Origin of the sequence: Methylococcus capsulatus str. Texas = ATCC 19069, from assembly GCF_000424685.1 — a bacterium.
Taxonomy (GTDB): Bacteria; Pseudomonadota; Gammaproteobacteria; order Methylococcales; family Methylococcaceae; genus Methylococcus; species Methylococcus capsulatus.
Genome location: NZ_AUKJ01000020.1, coordinates 1 through 15,417 on the forward strand (window position 1 = coordinate 1; position 15,417 = coordinate 15,417).

Here is a 15,417-nt window from a genome sequence, read left to right on the forward strand (position 1 = left end):
GTTGACGTTCATGCTCTGGGTCAGCAGCGGCGCCGTCACCAGGAACACGATCACCAGCACCAGCATGACGTCCACCAGCGGGGTGACGTTGATCTCGCTCATCACTTCGTCGCTGTCGCCCCCGGTTTTCATGGCCATGGCGTCTCTCCTTCAGCGGTGGGCGGTCTCGGCGGCGACCAGGTGCAGGAAGTCTTCGGCGAAGATTTCCAGCGCCTGCTGCTTGCGGCGCGAGCGCCGCATCAGGAAGTTGTAGGCCAGCACGGCCGGCACCGCGACGGCGATGCCGATGGCGGTGGCGATCAGCGCCTCGCCGATCGGGCCGGCCACCACTTCCAGGCTGGCCTTGCCGCTTCGGCTGATGTCCTGCAGGGCGTGCATGATGCCCCAGACGGTCCCGAACAGACCGACGAAAGGCGCCGTAGACCCGATACTGGCCAGGACCGTGAGCCCGATATCCGACAGCCGGGATTCGCGCTCCAGCTGGCGCTTGAGTTTGCGCTCCAGGGTCGCCACCAGATCCCCGCGGTGCTTCAGGCTGGCCGCACCGTTGCCGTTGCCGCTGTCGAACACCTGGAAACCCGCGCTCGCCAGCCGGTACAGAGGACAGCCGCCGGCCTCATCCATCCTCAGCCGCGCCTCGTCGAGCGAGGCCGCACTCCAGAATTTTTCCTCGAACAGGCGGTTACCCACGGCATGCCGCCAGTATTGCCCCCCTTTCAGCAGGATGACGGTCCAGGTCAGGACGGAAAACGAGATCAGCACCCAAAGGGTGACGTTGATGATGAGCGCGGAAGTATCGGTGACCATGATTCCTGCCAGTGCTGTCAATGAGTCAGAGAGAATTCGAGCGGCACTACGACCCAGCTCGCCACGGCCTTGCCGCCCTTGGTGGCCGGGACGAAGCGCCAGCGGCGGACGGTTTCCAGCGCGGACTCGTCGAGGATGTCATGGCCGCTGCTGGCTTGCAGCTCGACTTCCGCCGGAAGACCCCTCGGCAGCACGTGAACCTTCAGCATGACCCTGCCCTGCCAGCGCTGCTTCCTGGCAAACGCCGGGTATTCCGGCAAGGGATTGTGCAGATAATTGGCGTTGAAACTCGCGGGAGTCGATGCGGGGACTGAACTACCGCTCCTCCCGCCTGGCACGCCTTCTCCGCCCGCGGCGGACGAGGCTTCGGGAGGGGGCGCGGCCGGCTCGCTCCGTGGCGCGGCGTCCCCTAGCGTCCGCTCGGGCTGGACCGGGAGCGGCCTGGGCAGGGTCTTCGTCAACGGCTTGGGCTTGGCGACGGGCTTGGGTTTGGGCGGGGTGACCGGCTTCGGCGGCGCGGTCGGCGCCGGGGCGGGCTGGGCGGCGGGCTCCGCCGGCTTCGGCGCCGGGGCGATCATTTCCAGCGATACCTCGATGGGCTGCGACGGCCGCTCTTCCGGTTCCAGCAGCTTCAACTGCCGGTAAGACCACCAGACAGCGAGGTGCGCCAGGGACACGACCACCAGAATCGCGCTGCCGGGGCGATACAGGGACTCGGCTCCGCTGCTCTTCGAGTCGGTCTGGACAAGGGGAACTGCGGCCATGGCTGCTGCGGCGAGATACCCGGTCAAAACTCCAGGTTCAGAGACACGTAGACCGACCGGCCGATGGCGGGAAGTCTGACGACGTCTTGCGCCTTGATGCTTTCGACGATGTCCACGCCGCCCAGCGGATGGTAGTAGAGCTTGTTGAGCAGGTTGTCTGCGCCCACGTCGACCCTGAGGTGCTCGCGCTGGTAGCTGGTGCGCAGGTTGAGCAGGACGTAGCCCGGCGTGGTCGGCTCCGCGTAGCTCTGGGCCACTGCCGTCTTGCTGTCCACCAGGTTCACCGAAATCGCGCTGTCGACCACGGCCGAGCCGGCGGGGATGCTGTGCTCCAGCGACACGGTCGCGTTCAGCGGCATCATGTGGTAGAGGTTGACCGAAGTCGGCGCCAGAAAGCCGTTGACCGGCCAGAATTGCTGAGCGTTATTGCACAGGCCTGCCAGTGAGGTCCCCACGTAGGGGCAACCCATCGAGCGCTGGCCGTCGTTGCCCACGCCGCGCACGTAGGCCGCGACCACCTTGGCCGCGAAGCTGCCGGCGGGCGATTCCGGCAGGAAGGCGTAGCGGGCCGAGAAGTCGCCGCCGTACATGTCCGCATGGCTCAGGTTCACGAACTGCATGCCGTGGAAACCGTTGGAATACTGCGCGACCTTCTGGCCGTAGATGTAGTCGTTCACCCGCGTGTAATAAGGCGTCAGGCTCACGCTCCAGACCTGCTGCCGTTCGTCGTGCCAGTTGGCGGTGAAAGTCGCCGTGTAGGCCGCCTCGGGTTTGAGGTCCAGGTTGCCCAGGTACGAGTTGCCGTCGCCAAACCAGGTGATCATCGAGTTGGGCCCGGCCCAGGCATAGCGCTCGTACAGGTTGGGCGAGCGCTGCTTGCGTGAGAGGCCCAGCTCGTAGCGGCTGTTGGCATCGGGGGTGAAGGCCGTGGTGGCGGTGACGTCGAAGTTGTGATCGACCCGCGACCGGTTGGCGGCGTTGAAGGGCGTGGCCCAGAAGCTGTAGAAGGCACCGTTGTCATAGCCCTGGACCCGGCCGGTGTTCATCCACACCATGTCGTTGCGCACGCCGAGCTGGGTCAGCCATTCCTTGTTCCAGGCTGCCTCCCACTCGGCGAAGGTGCCGAGGCGGTTGCGCTGACCGTCGTTGATGCTCAGGAAATCCTGCGGCATGTGCATGCCCTGCCCGGGCCACCAGTCCTGCAGCCCCTGCTGGAAGTATTCGCTGCCGACCCGCACGGTGTGGACGTCGTCCACCGGCAGATGCGCCCGCACCCGGTAGCCGAGGTCGGACCCGTCGGCCTTCATCGGCATGCGGCCGGCCTTACGCTCCGACAACATGTCCATCAGGTGCCAGGTCGAGTGGTAGTAGACCCGCGCATCCAGCTTGCCCCAGTCGAAGTCGTTCTCGTAGCTGAAGCCGCCGAGCAGACCGTCGTTCTCGGCCACGTCCATGCGCTGGTTCGGGAAACCCTGGTAGGGGATGTGCTGACCGGTCACATCGGCGGAGAAGAAGCCTTTGTCGAGCTTGGTCGAGGCCCGCAGGTTCATGTTGGTGGTGAGATACCGGGTCGGCAGCACGGTCGGACCGCCGTTGCCCGCCATGTAGTTGTTGCCCTTCGCCCAGGATCCGCCGTAGTCGAAGGCGAAGTCTTCGCTGGCGATGGAGCCGCTGAAGTTGTTGCCGAAGGTGTCGCTGTTGCTGCGGAACATGCCGCCCAGCTTGCCGGTGTAGGCCATCTGCCCGGCCTTGGCGAAACTAGGCGCCGCCGGGTCGACCGAGATGGTGCCGCCGATGGAGTCGCCGCCCTGGCTGACCGGCGTGACGCCGGCCATGATCGAGGCCTTGCCGACCGAAGCCGGCGCGACATAGGACAGCGCCGGGTTCATGTGGTTGCTGCAGGCGGAAGTGATGTTCATGCCGTTGACCAGGATCTTGACCCGGTCGTCCGCCATGCCGTGGATCGCCGGCAGGCTGGAGACGCCGCCGCCGGTGTACAGGCTCACCCCCGGCACGTCCTTGAACAGGCTGGCGGTGTCCATGGTCTGCGCCTTCTTTTCCTCCAGCTGCTCCTCCGGCAGATCCTCGGTTTCGGGCGAAACCTCGTCTTCCTCGCCATAGACGGTGATCTTGTCGAGTTCCACGACGTCTTCCGCCGCCTCGGCAGATCCGACTCGAAGACCGGCGGAACCGAAGATGAAGAGGAACGGCGCCAGGACCCACGCCTCGCGGCGAAGTCGGGAACGGCGAACGCCGGTTGCCGGCAAACCTGAACCTGAATGCGTATTCATGAATTTCCTGCACCTGATGGCGAATCGGCTCCAATGCTTTACAAGTTCTGCGCCATTCATTCCCCAAAGCTTCCCTTTTCCCCGTCCCCGTCGACCCGCCGTCGCCACTCGGCCGAGCCTCCCGGCCGCGGGGACGAAGAAGACGACGCCATATCAGTGAGTTGCATCCACGCCACCGGGTTCCTCCCCCGCCGCCGTCAGGGCCGGGCGAAACGACCGGCCACGACCCCGCCCGGAGATGTTGAGCGATATCACACACAATACTGTGTCATTTCACGCAGTTCCGTTTTCGGCGATCAGAAGTCCATGCCTCAGAGGCGGATACGCTACGTTTGCCTCGCCGTTTACGGAGAGAGAAAAAAACGGGGCCGGATCAATCCCTTCAGTGGACGAAACTCGGTGAGGCAACAATCACACCAATTAAAAATCCATCAATAAACAATCGATTACATCCTGTTCATCCGCTACAGAGGGTGCCTTCACACATCCGTTGCGCGATCTCACCGGGCCGCGGCGCAGCCCTTTGCAATTGGGCCGTGGCATGCGCACTCAACGCCGCTTGAGCCTGAACTCCATCGTCAGCATCGCCCGCTGCTCCACGGCCCGGCCTTCCCGGAACGCCGGCTTGAAACGCCAGTGCCGGATCGCCTCGAGCGCGACCTGGTCGAACGTGTCGCGGGGGCTGGCAGCCACGACCCGGGCATCGCCGAGGAGGCCAGCCGCCGTCACCCGGACTTCGAGCCGGACCCAGCCTTCTATGCCCCGGCGCCGGGCCACCTCCGGGTATTCGGGCATGACCCGGAACAGGACGATCAGGGGATTGCCGCCGCCCCCTGCGCCTTCGGCGCCGCTCGCAAGATCTCCCGGGGCTGCCGGCATCTTCCGGAGATTCCATTGCGCTGGCGGCGCCGTCAGCCGCGAATCGGTCCCAGCCACGGCCGGAAACTCCACCCCCGTGCCCCGCGCGGGGATGTCCAGCCGGGGCGCGGCGACGCCGGGCATCCGGGGCTCCGGCTTCGATCGGGACACGACGGGGGCACGGGACAAACGCGGCGCCGATGGCGTGGACGGCTTCGCGGAATCGGGCCGCGCATCCGACGGACTGCTCTCGGCGGGCGATTCGGTCACGGTCTTCCGTGTCTGCGACGGTGGCGGCCCGGACTCGGCGGGTCTGGGAGGGAGCCGGACGAAGTCCACGGGTACCGGCTGCGGCCCAGGCTCCTCGATGAAGTCTTGCCGGCGTACCAGCGTGGCAATCAAGAGGAGCAGGGCCAGATTGACGATCAGGGCACCGCCACAGCGCGCTGACGCCGCCCCCAACGCGCGTAGCGGTATGCCGGGAGTGGCGGCGTTCACGGAGGTTCGGGCGAGGAGCTGGCCGCCACCGAAATGTTGGTGAAGCCGGCCAGCCGGAGCTGGTCCATGACCTTCACCAGCAGCCCCGTCGTGGTCCGGGCGTCGGCCAGGATGATGGCCGAGCGCGCCGGATTGCCGAGTCCCGAACCTTCGAGGCGGGCGCGCAACAGGCGGACGTCCACCGAGACGTTGTTGAGCCAGACTTGCTCGTCCGCGCCGATCGTGACGACGACCTCGACGTTGCGCGCCAGCGTCGCCGTGGCGGCCTTGGGACGCTGCACTGCGATGGACGACTCGTGGATGAACGAGGTCGTCACCAGGAAGAAGATCAGCAGGATGAACACCATGTCGATCAGGGGGGTGAGGTTGATCGCATCGGCGCTCTCTTCGGCGCCGCCGGTCCGCGACATGAACGAACCGCGGCGTTTCATGGCGACCGGCTCCCGATCATGGCTCGCTCGCCGGCCTCTGCCCGCCGGCTCAGGTCATAACCCGCACCCACGCCGGAGAGCCCCATGACCAGGCCGGTCAGCGTCGTGATCAATGCCTGCGACACGCCGCGTGCGACGATGCGGGTTTCGGCACTGCCGAACACCCGGATCAGGTCGAAGGTCTCCACGATCCCCGTGACGGTCCCCAACAGGCCCAGCATGGGGAGGATGCCGGACAGCGTCCGGATGAGCCGGAGATGGCGCCACAGCGCGATGCGTAGCTCGACGGCCTCCACCTCCGAACGGGGCCGCCTCCGCACCCTGGGCAATACGCGCAGGAAATACCAGTAGCGGTCCAGGATCAGCCCCCACGACAGCAGCGAAACACCCAGCAGCGGCCACATCACCGGACCGCCCGCATCCATCAGCTCCTCGACGCGCCGAGCCGCGGCCAGCACGGTATCCACCACAGACGAAGACCCGGCCGCTGCCATCCCACCGTCACCCTTCGAGGAGCCGCGGCCCGCCCGCGACCGGAACGATCCGGTCTCGCCGGCCTGCGAGACGGGCGGACAGGGCGGCGGAGGCCTGTGCCTCCAGCAGCGTGCCCAATGTCTGGGCCTTGCCGACCAGCACGCTGTGCAGCAGCAGGATTGGTATGGCGGTCACCAGACCCTCGACGGTGGTCACCAGCGCCTCGGAAATCCCCCCTGACATCAGCCTGGGGTCCCCCGAACCGTGCAGGGCGATGGCCTGAAACGTCCGGATCATGCCGGTCACCGTGCCGAGCAGCCCCAGCATGGGCGCTATGGCCGCGACCAGTTTCAGGAGCCCCAGAGCCCGTTCCAGGCGCGTCCGCTCGCCGGCCAGGGCTTCATCCACCGTCAGATACAGCGCGTCCTCGTCCTCGGTCTGAGCCTGCTCCAGCCGAAGGAGCACCCGGCCCAGGGGATTGTCGGACCGCGCCTCGAGCGATCCCAACTGCCTGCGGATGCGCCGACTCGTCCGCGCCAGGTCGGCAAACCGGCAGCCGCCGAGGACGAGCGCGAACGTGGCCAGCGCCAGGATGAGGTAGCCGACCGCGCCCCCTTGGGCGATGCGTTCCGCCAGATCCGGCACCTGCACCAGTAGCTGCAAGGTCTGACCACCGGAAGGGTCGAGAGCGACCGGCGCCAGCGAATCCGCATCCACCTGGGCGAACCGCTGCGCCAGATCCAGCAGGGCCGAAGACGGCTGGCGCGCCAGCTCCGCCAGGGCGCGGACCTCGGGCGCGTAGACCAGATAACGCCTGCCGGCGATGAAACCGAAGCCGCCGAGCCGGACTACCTCGCGTTCCGCCATCCGTCCATCCGGAGCATAGACCGGGGCCCGGAAGGTCGACACGCGTCCCAGGGCGTCCATCTGGGCCCCCAGGCTGGCGAACAGGTCTTCCAGTTCGGCGGCGGCAGGCACGTGTTGCGGATCGGCCAGGCGATCGAGGAGTCTGCGCTGTCCGGGGCCGTCACCGGCGAGGTAATTCTGCTCGTAGAAGAGCTTGAGATTCGCAGCGCTTTCCCGAACCGCGAGGAACAATGCTTCCAGGGCGGCGGTCGGCGCGGCCCCGAGGCCAGATGGTTCCGGCGGAGGTGCCGGGAAGCCGGGCCGGGCCGTCGCGAAGAACACGAGTCCCGCGGCGGCTCCGGCCAGGTTCCGGAAAAGGGGAAGCCCCTTCATGGCGAAGGCGACCGTGGCCCCGGCAGGGGCAAGGGAAGGAGCTGCGGGGGCTCCAGCTTGCGCGCGGCGCGCAGGCCGAGCGCGATGGCGCGGTCGTAGCGGGGCGCGAGTCTGTGCCATTGCCTGTCGCGGTCGTCCCACATGCCCGACTCGCGGCCATCCAGGGTTTGATAATACAGGGCCAGACGGCCGATGCTCAGGAAATCGACCAGGCGTTCGCCCTCCTCCGTCCGCAGCAGGTCGCGGTAGGCTTCCACGGTTTTCCCATATTCGAGTTCCGCCCGGTACGCCTCCAGAACGTGCCGGTATTTTTCGGCGATGTCGACACCAGGCTCGGCCAGCAGCTTTTCCAGCCCGTCGATGCGGCGCTTGCGCTCGGTGAGCGAAAACGGCGGGCCGTTCTCGATCTCCTGCCTCAACCGGGCCACCGCGGCCTGGAGGAGCGCAGGAACCGCTGACTCGAAGGGCAGCGGAGCCGAAGAAGCGGGACGGGCGGGCGCTTCCGGCGGCCCCTCCTTGCCGGCACGGTCCGCGGACGGCGTCCGGTCGGCAGCCGGCGCAACGGCCGCCTGCCCGAAGAAGGCTCCGGTGACGAGGAGGACACTGGCGAACAGGGGCCGGAGCGGAAAGCGCCGGGCCGTATCTGCACGGGTCGAGTCCAGAAACTTCATGACCGCCTCACCCTGGTCGTCTCGATCAACGTGAAAATCGCAGCGACCTCGATCACTCCTCCGGCGATCCGGGGCGAAGTGCCGGACCGGCCAGGGCTGCCTGCATCGCGGTCCAGACCTCCCAGGTCAGCCTGCCGACATGACGGTAGCGGACGATGTTGTCGCCGTCCACCGCATAGGTCTCCGGGGCCCCCATGACCTGGAACGCCGCACCGAGGGTACCACGTTCGTCGAACAGCACCTCGACATAGGGATCGCCGAGACGGTCCAGCCAGCCCAGTGCCGCATCACGCTGATCCACGTAATCGATGCCGTAGATCTTCACGCCGGCATTGCGGGCGAGGTCCACCAGCAGCGCGTGCTCGTCGCGGCAGGCGGCGCACCAGCTCGCCCAGAAGTTGACCAATGCAGGTCCCTCGATGTCTCCGTCACGAATCGTTCTGGACAGATCGCGCAGCGCGGGCAGTTCCAACGCCGGCAGACGCTTGCCCAGCAGCGGCGAGGGAAGCGTATTGGGATCGAGGTTCATGCCCTGGAAAAACAAAAAACCCAGGATGGAAAAGATCAGCAGCGGGAGAAGGAGAAAGAGACGGGGCATGGCCGGACTCCTGACAGGCCGGGTGTAGAAGGACTGGACACCCCGGACTGCGCTCGTCGGGGATGATCCCATGAATCGATAGGCACTACCTGGAAAATGCCGTGCATTTCAACATCGACCTGGACGATGAAACCGGCCTCCGTTTGAATGGTCTCGCCGGGGCCGACCGGATCGCCGGTCTGCAACCGGAAGACCGGCAGAAGAACGCTCAATGGACCCTTCACCGCAGATAATCCACCCCCCGGTTCCGGGCGCGCCTGGCATCATGGTAGTACTTGTACTTCACCAGGGTGTCGAGACCGTGGCAGTCGACGCAGAACACCTTGTCGGCGTCCTTCGCCCGGAGGAACGCGTCGCGGTTGCTGCCTTCCAGGTTTTCCCGGTTGGCGGAGGGCGCGATCGTCCCGTCCTTGCCCGGCGGCGGGATCTTGTCGGCATCCCAGACGTGCGGTTCGTGGCAGGTGATGCAGGCGATGCCGCCGAAGTCCGCCGGCTCTTCCCTGGCCCCCAATAGCGGCAGGATCTTCTGATCGGAGCGCAGCACCAGATCCCTTTGCGGGTGGCTGAAGTGATGGACCACCTTCTTCTCGCCGACCCCGCCCTTCTGGTGGCAGTTCAGGCACAGTCCATCCCGCTCGAAAGGCGTCTCGTCCATCGCCGGGCCGGGCTGCGGCTCCACCTTCCTCGCCGCGAACAGGAAGCGGCGGTCGCCCTTGCCGCGGTGCAGCGTATGGCAGCTTCCGCATACGCCGGTGGCGGACGGCAGTTCGCCCAGGGCGTTCTTCTGGTCCTTGGCGGTGATCCGCAGGTCGTGGTCGGTACCCACGACGGTCTGCTTCCGTTTATGGCAATGGCTGCACAGCTCGCCGTCTCGGTCGGTCTCCACCAGGGCGGCGGTATGGGGTTTTCCGCCGTGCACGGAGTGGCAGGTGAGGCAGCCCACCGTCCGGACTTCCCTGCCGCCGATCCGCACCGGCTCGTCCAGTTCGGCGTTGACGGGATGCACGCCCTTCTTCCTGGCGTCCTTCTCGTCTTCGGCGTGCTGGCGCTCGTGACAGTTCCTGCACAGGCTTTCGGCGTTCGCCACGCCTTCCGGCAGCAGTGAGGTGCCGGCGCTGCCGTCGTGGACGCGGTGGCAGGTCTGGCAACCGACTTCGGTGATTTCCGGCCTGCCTTTCCACAACACCGGCCTGGCGCCGGACTCGTCCGGCTCGCGCTTGACGTTGACCGGGTGCACGCCCTTCTCGTGGGCCTCCTCCTTGCTCTTGGTGAATTGGCGCCGGTGGCAGGCGGCGCACAGTTCGCCCTCGGCGGTTTCCAATACCGTGGTCTTGCCGTCGCCGTGGCCGCCATGGACCTGGTGACAGGTCTGGCAGATCAGCTCCTTGTGATCACCGAGCGCGGCGCCGCCGGCGGTCAGGCGCTCCGGCAGTCCTTTGCGCAATTCGTTCTCTGTGGGATAGCCCTTGGCCTCCGGATGCGGCGGTGGCATGAAGCGTATCCCCAACGGATGGTTGAGGCCCTTGCGGCCCTTGGTCCCCTCGGCGGACCCCGCAGGCACCGGCGCGTCGACACGAGCGCCCTTGACCTTGGATTCGTGGCAACGCTCGCACAGGTCGCCGCCGCGGTTCGGCACGCGCAGCCAGGCATTGCCGTGGGCGGGATACAGGGTCTGCGCCTTGTCCGCGTCGGTATGCGGGGTGTGGCAGGAAGTACAGAGCAGCTGTTTGTTCCCGGTGACCGGAAACTTGTCCGGAAGCTTGTCCTTGCGCGGTTTGAGCCCCGCATGGCGCTTCTTTTCCTTGGGGCTTTCGTAGACGGTGGGATGCTGTGCACCCCGGTGGATGGTCAGGCGCGAGTCCATGACCGCGCCGTTGTGGCAGCTGTAGCACATACGGTAGGAAGCCTCCGGCAGCGCGCCTTCCGTATCGGCGGCGCGGACCTCGGGCGGCGCATCGCCGGCCCAGGACAGGTGGCAGAGCAGGCAATCCTTTTGCGACAGCTCGGTACGCTGGCCGCTTCCCCTGCTGGAGACGGCACGCCCCGGATAGCTCACCCGGTAGCTCCAGACCCGGCTGGCGCCGGTTTCGGCGACGTACAGCCGGCCGTCGCGGAAATGGAGTCCGGTGGGCGAGTCCAGCCTGACCGGCTGGCCGTCCGCCTGCCGCAGCAGTCCCAGGAACTCACCCTTGCGGAACACCGAGATGGTGCCGAAATAGCCGTCGCTGACGAAAAACGCGTCCTGCTCCCGGTCGACGGCGAGGCCGTTGGGCCGGAACAACTCGCCCTCGTCGAGGCCGAAACGGCCGATCTGGGAAAACACACGCCCGCTCTTGTCGAATACCTGGACGCGGGCATTGACGATGTCCACCACGTTGAAATAACCGTCGCGGTCCTGCGCGATCTGGAACGGGTACTGGAAGCGCCCCGGCTCCCCGCCGCGCCCGCCGAAGCAGCCGAGCCCCCGGCCGTCGGCCAGCCGGGTCCGGCACACGCGGTGGCTGCGCCGGTCGGCCCAGAAGGCGACGCCGTCCTGTACGCTGACGGCCACCGGCTCCGGCGGCAGGCTCGGCGGGGAGCTGGCTGATGGCGATCCGCCCGGCTGCGGGGACGGCTCCGGCATGGGTTCGATGGGAAGTTCCAGCACCTTCAGCACCCCACCCTCGGGGCGTAGCAACACCAACCGGTGATGGCCGGTGTCGGCGACCACCAGCCCTTCCTCCGACAGGGCGAAGTCCATCGGCAGCTTCAGCAGGTCGGCGCCGCCCAGGATTCGAAGGACTTCACCGTCCGGCGACAGCGCCACGATCCGGTGATGGGCGCCGTCGAGCACGTAGACCCGGCCCTCACCGTCCGTGGCAACGGCCGAAGGCTGCTCGAAGCCGGCTTGGTACCCGACCGGATCGGACGCCACCACCGCCTCGAACGCGCCGGCCGCCACCGGCCACAGCCCGATCAGACCGGCCGCGATCGCGGCGGCACGGCGCAGCACGAGTGCAACGTTCCTCGCCATGATCGCGTCAGCGCAGGATGTCGATGATCTTCAGCCGTTCGTCGTCGGACTGGTAACGGCCGAAGAACTGCGGGATCACATGCCTGCGGATGGCCGAGGCCTGACGCGAATCCGCGCCGAGGGCCGAGAGATCCAGCAGGGGGGAGTCTTCGGTATGGCACTTCGCGCAGGCCGGACCTTCCTTGCTCAATGGAGCATGCAGACGGGCCTTGAGCTGCGCCCTGGCGGCGAGATCGCCCTCCTGCCACTCGCGGCCGACCCGTTCGGCGAACGCCGTTCCGGGCAGGACGAACGCCGGCTCGCCCCGGTAGAACGGCGCGATCTTGAATTTGCCGTCGATCGGCACCGAATTGTCCAGGTTCCGTCCGGTCCGGAACCGGCTGCCATCGGCAGCGGCCGGCCGGCGGGCGGCATAGTCGAACCAGCGGTACTCCAGCCGCACGTCCTCGGGCCGGAAGTGGCAGGTCTCGCAGGCGACGTAACGGCTGTGCATGTTGAGGAAACTGCGGGTACGGAGTTTCTTGCTGTGCGGCTGGGGACTGTGGCAGCCCTGGCAGTAGGTTTCGCCTTCGTGCAGTGGCGGCTCGATCCGTTTGTGGAACGCCGGTACCGCCATCCTTTCCCGGAGCTTGACGTCCTTGTGCTCGCGCACCTGTTCCTCCGCCTTGCCGATGGCTTCCCGCGTCGGCGCGGCCGACTCGACCCGCTGGACGAACAGCGGCTCGCCGGCGAAGGACGAACCGCCGTTCGCCCAGCACGAGAGGGACAGCACCAGACCCGCGGGTCCCAACTTCATCTTGTCCTTCAACTTCATCTCCAAGCACCGTTCGGCGAAACCGGCTCAGTACACGTCGCGCAGATAGCGCCGGGAGGCGGCCATGGCCTCGAGGTATTCCTCGGCCTGCTCCTGCGTCCTTCCGCCCTCCTGCATCACGATCGCCAGCAGCGCCCGGTGGACGTCCTGGGCCATGCGCGAGGCGTCGCCACAGACGTAGAAACAGGCGCCCTCCTCGAGCCAGGCGTACATCTCCCTCGCGTTCTCCAGCATTCGCGTCTGTACGTATACCTTCCGCTCCTGGTCGCGCGAGAAAGCCAGATCCAGCCGGGTCAGCACGCCCCGCCTGAGCTTGTCCTCCCATTCCTCCCGGTAGAGGTAATCGGTGGCGCGGCGCTGGTCGCCGAAATACAGCCAGTTCCGGCCCCTGGCGCCGGTGACCTCGCGTTCCTCGACGAAACCCCGGAACGGCGCGATGCCGGTGCCCGGCCCGACCATGATGAGCGGCGTCTCCGGGTCTTCGGGCAGGCGGAAATGCTTGTTCGGCTGCACGAAGATGGCAAGCCGCTCCCCCGGACCGATGCGACCGGCGAGATAGGTGGAACAGACCCCTTCCCGGTTCCGGCCATGGGCGTGGTAACGCACCGCGCCGACGGTGAGATGCACCTGGCCGGGATGGGCCTTCATGCTGGAAGCGATCGAATACAGGCGGGGCGGCAGGCGCCGCAGGACGTTGACAAAGGTCTGGGGCGAAATGCCCTGGATCGGGAAATCCTCGACCAGATCGATGATCTGCCGGCCCCACAGGTAGCCTTCGAGCCGTGCGGGATCAGGATCGGCCAGCAGGCCGGCGAGAACCCGGCTGTCGCACAGTTCCGCGTATTTCTCGACCAACACCCGGCTCAGACCGGTGATGTCGAGATGCTTGTAGAACGCTTCCCGCAAGCTGAGGGTCTCCTTGCCCAGGGTCACCTCGCTGTAGCCGTCGGCCTGCAAGGCGGCCAGCAAGGCTTCGACGTAGGCGGGGTCGTTCTTCGGATAGACGCCGAGGGCATCTCCCGGCTCGTAGCTCAGACCGGAATCGCCGAGATCGATTTCGATATGGCGGGTCTCCTTGGCCGAGCCCTCCCCGTTGAGGTTGACGTTGCGCAGGACCGCCGCCGGATAGGGATGGGTCTTGCCGTAGCCGGACTTGGCCACGGCGTGATCCACCGGTTCGGCCTCGAGCGGCCGTTCGATGCCGGTGTCGCCGATGATGGCGCGGCAACAGCCGAGCACTGCGTCGATCCAGGCGGCTGCCGCCTCTTCGAAATCGGCATCGGCATCCACCCGGTCGAGCACCCGGCTCGCCCCCAGTCGCTGCAGGAAGGCATCGAAATCCTTGCCGGCCTTGCAGAAGTGCTTGTAGCTGCTGTCGCCGAGGGCGAACACGGCGAACTTGAGGTGCTCCAGCCGCGGCGCGGTTTCGGCGTAGAGATAGCCGTGCAGCTTCTCCGCCGGAAGCGGCGGCTGACCCTCGCCGTGGGTGCTGACGATGACGAACAGCAGCCTTTCGTTGACGATTTCACGGGGATCGTAATCGGCCATGTCGGCCAGCTCGACGCTGTAGCCCCAGGCCCTCAGCCGGGCTTCGAGATCGGCGGCGACGCCCTCGCCGTTGCCGGTCTGGGAGCCGAACAGGATGGTCAGCGACGTGATGGGGGCATCGGGCTCGACCAGCGGCGCGGGAACCGGTACGGCAGGCGTCCCTCCGACCAGCCGACCCCGGATGCGCCGCCACAGGCCGTCCTTGGCGGAACCGCCGCCGATCATCACGCGCTGGAAGTGGTCGTAGCCCACGACCTCCGTGACCGGCGCCCGCCGGGAACGCGACAGCGGCGAGAGGAGGCTCGATGTCAGGAAAATCAGGCCGAGCGGACCCAGTACCCAGGCGGCGGCATACCAGGCCGAATCGAGGCGGGAGAAGTCCAGGGCGAAAGACAAATCCTCCATGCGCAGGAAGTCCAGATCGTGCAGGTCGGTGTTGAGGAATCCGAGATTGAGCGGGCTCTTCGCATAGCCATGGCAGCCGGCCTGCGAGCAGGTCTCGCCGAGCCGGTCGGGATGGGTCGGTGAGTCCTTCGATTCGTCCCGCAGGATGCCATGGCGGAAACCGTCGGGCGCGTGACAGTCGATGCAGCTTGCGCCGGACTCGTCGTCGACCGCGAGGAGCCGGCCATGAAGCGTCTTCGCGTAGCTGTCGGTCGCGTGGGCGAAACGGAAACTGGCCTTCTTCCTTTCCTTGGTTTCCGGATCCTGGATTTCCACTTTCGCCATGGCTTCATGATCGCCGTGGCAGTCCACGCACATGGCGTTGGCTTCCATCTTGTCGTAGTTCTTGCCGACCAGTCTGCGCAGGATGTGACCGCTGAACTGGTTGCGCCAGGTTTCGCCCTGGTGGCAGGTGCCGCACTCGGTCTCGGTGTGATGAAGTTCCTGCTTGAAACGCTCCAGGTTGGCGTCCTTGATGTACGGGGTGTTGGAATGGCAGCGCCGGCAAGAGGGATTCTGCTGGCTGGTCTCCTCCTCGAGGCGGTTGCCGCCATGGAAATCCTTGGTCGCTCCCGGCGCATGGCCGGCGCCGTGGACCGACTTCTTGAACTCGTCGACCACCGGCTTGTGGGTGAAGGCCCTGTCCTTGGACGGCTCCTTGAGGTGACAGGACTCGGAGCAGTCCACATAGCCCTCCTCCGGCTTGTGCGGATAGCGCTCGATCTTGCGGTGGCAGTCCTTGCAGGGCACGCTGCCGTGCAGCGAGCCGTAATAATCGCTCTTGAGGATCGTGGCCACCCGCAGCACGCCGTGGTCGTCCAGGTATTCGAGCCCCGGCAGGCCGTGGCAGGAGAAACAACCGTCGGGATCGCTGTGCCGCTCCGCGGCCAGGGCGCAGCCGCAGGCGATCCAAAACAGCCCGGCCAGACAAAGAGAACACGCGTACCGCATCATCGTCGAATTCAAA

At 66.6% G+C, this 15,417-nt stretch carries 14 protein-coding genes; 1 reads left to right on the forward strand and 13 read right to left on the reverse strand.

Features of this window, described 5'->3' with window-relative positions:
• The 10 genes from H156_RS16000 to H156_RS0108760 form a co-directional block, all read right to left on the reverse strand.
• A partial coding sequence (locus H156_RS16000; RefSeq protein WP_036246316.1) for a biopolymer transporter ExbD occupies positions 1–138 on the reverse strand: 138 nt, incomplete at its 3' end.
• Positions 139–150: 12 nt separating this feature from the next.
• The gene (locus H156_RS0108720; protein WP_010959801.1) at positions 151–807 is read right to left on the reverse strand and encodes a MotA/TolQ/ExbB proton channel family protein; all 657 of its coding nucleotides are present in this window, start codon (positions 805–807) and stop codon (positions 151–153) included.
• A 17-nt stretch (positions 808–824) separates the two neighbouring features.
• Positions 825–1,571, reverse strand: coding sequence for an energy transducer TonB (locus H156_RS16005; protein ID WP_051220199.1), 747 nt, complete (start codon positions 1,569–1,571; stop codon positions 825–827).
• A 23-nt stretch (positions 1,572–1,594) separates the two neighbouring features.
• Positions 1,595–3,862, reverse strand: coding sequence for a TonB-dependent receptor (locus tag H156_RS0108730; protein WP_238536799.1), 2,268 nt, complete (start codon positions 3,860–3,862; stop codon positions 1,595–1,597).
• Between the two features lie 549 nt (positions 3,863–4,411).
• Positions 4,412–5,218: an energy transducer TonB gene (locus H156_RS0108735; protein ID WP_017364388.1), complete on the reverse strand. Its 807-nt coding sequence runs from the start codon at positions 5,216–5,218 to the stop codon at positions 4,412–4,414.
• Positions 5,215–5,649 carry an ExbD/TolR family protein gene (locus H156_RS0108740; protein ID WP_017364387.1) on the reverse strand — a complete coding sequence of 145 codons (435 nt, stop codon included), beginning with the start codon at positions 5,647–5,649 and terminating at the stop codon, positions 5,215–5,217. Before H156_RS0108740 ends, H156_RS0108735 begins: the two co-directional genes overlap by 4 nt.
• Positions 5,646–6,143, reverse strand: a complete 498-nt coding sequence (locus H156_RS0108745; protein WP_017364386.1) for a MotA/TolQ/ExbB proton channel family protein — start codon at positions 6,141–6,143, stop codon at positions 5,646–5,648. The genes H156_RS0108740 and H156_RS0108745 overlap by 4 nt, the downstream gene beginning before the upstream one ends.
• A 7-nt stretch (positions 6,144–6,150) precedes the next feature.
• Positions 6,151–7,362 (reverse strand): MotA/TolQ/ExbB proton channel family protein, encoded by a 1,212-nt coding sequence (locus H156_RS0108750; RefSeq protein WP_017364385.1) that lies wholly within the window; start codon positions 7,360–7,362, stop codon positions 6,151–6,153.
• Positions 7,359–8,033, reverse strand: a complete 675-nt coding sequence (locus H156_RS0108755; RefSeq protein WP_017364384.1) for a DUF3450 domain-containing protein — start codon at positions 8,031–8,033, stop codon at positions 7,359–7,361. The genes H156_RS0108750 and H156_RS0108755 overlap by 4 nt, the downstream gene beginning before the upstream one ends.
• A gap of 52 nt (positions 8,034–8,085) precedes the next feature.
• Positions 8,086–8,631, reverse strand: coding sequence for a DsbE family thiol:disulfide interchange protein (locus tag H156_RS0108760; protein ID WP_017364383.1), 546 nt, complete (start codon positions 8,629–8,631; stop codon positions 8,086–8,088).
• 101 nt (positions 8,632–8,732) lie between these two features.
• Between H156_RS0108760 and H156_RS17655 the strand changes: the two genes are divergently transcribed.
• The gene (locus tag H156_RS17655) at positions 8,733–8,864 is read left to right on the forward strand and encodes a hypothetical protein (RefSeq protein WP_017364382.1); all 132 of its coding nucleotides are present in this window, start codon (positions 8,733–8,735) and stop codon (positions 8,862–8,864) included.
• On the opposite strand, the gene H156_RS0108770 is transcribed toward H156_RS17655, so the two are convergent.
• Genes H156_RS0108770 through H156_RS0108780 form a run of 3 tightly spaced genes read right to left on the reverse strand, consistent with a single transcriptional unit; the run spans position 8,852 to position 15,404 of the window.
• Entirely contained in the window at positions 8,852–11,623 is a 2,772-nt protein-coding gene (locus H156_RS0108770) for an NHL repeat-containing protein (protein ID WP_017364381.1), read from the reverse strand. The genes H156_RS17655 and H156_RS0108770 overlap by 13 nt on opposite strands.
• A gap of 28 nt (positions 11,624–11,651) precedes the next feature.
• Positions 11,652–12,458: a multiheme c-type cytochrome gene (locus H156_RS0108775; protein WP_017364380.1), complete on the reverse strand. Its 807-nt coding sequence runs from the start codon at positions 12,456–12,458 to the stop codon at positions 11,652–11,654.
• Between the two features lie 27 nt (positions 12,459–12,485).
• Positions 12,486–15,404, reverse strand: a complete 2,919-nt coding sequence (locus H156_RS0108780; protein WP_238536798.1) for an assimilatory sulfite reductase (NADPH) flavoprotein subunit — start codon at positions 15,402–15,404, stop codon at positions 12,486–12,488.
• Positions 15,405–15,417: the final 13 nt, after the last annotated feature.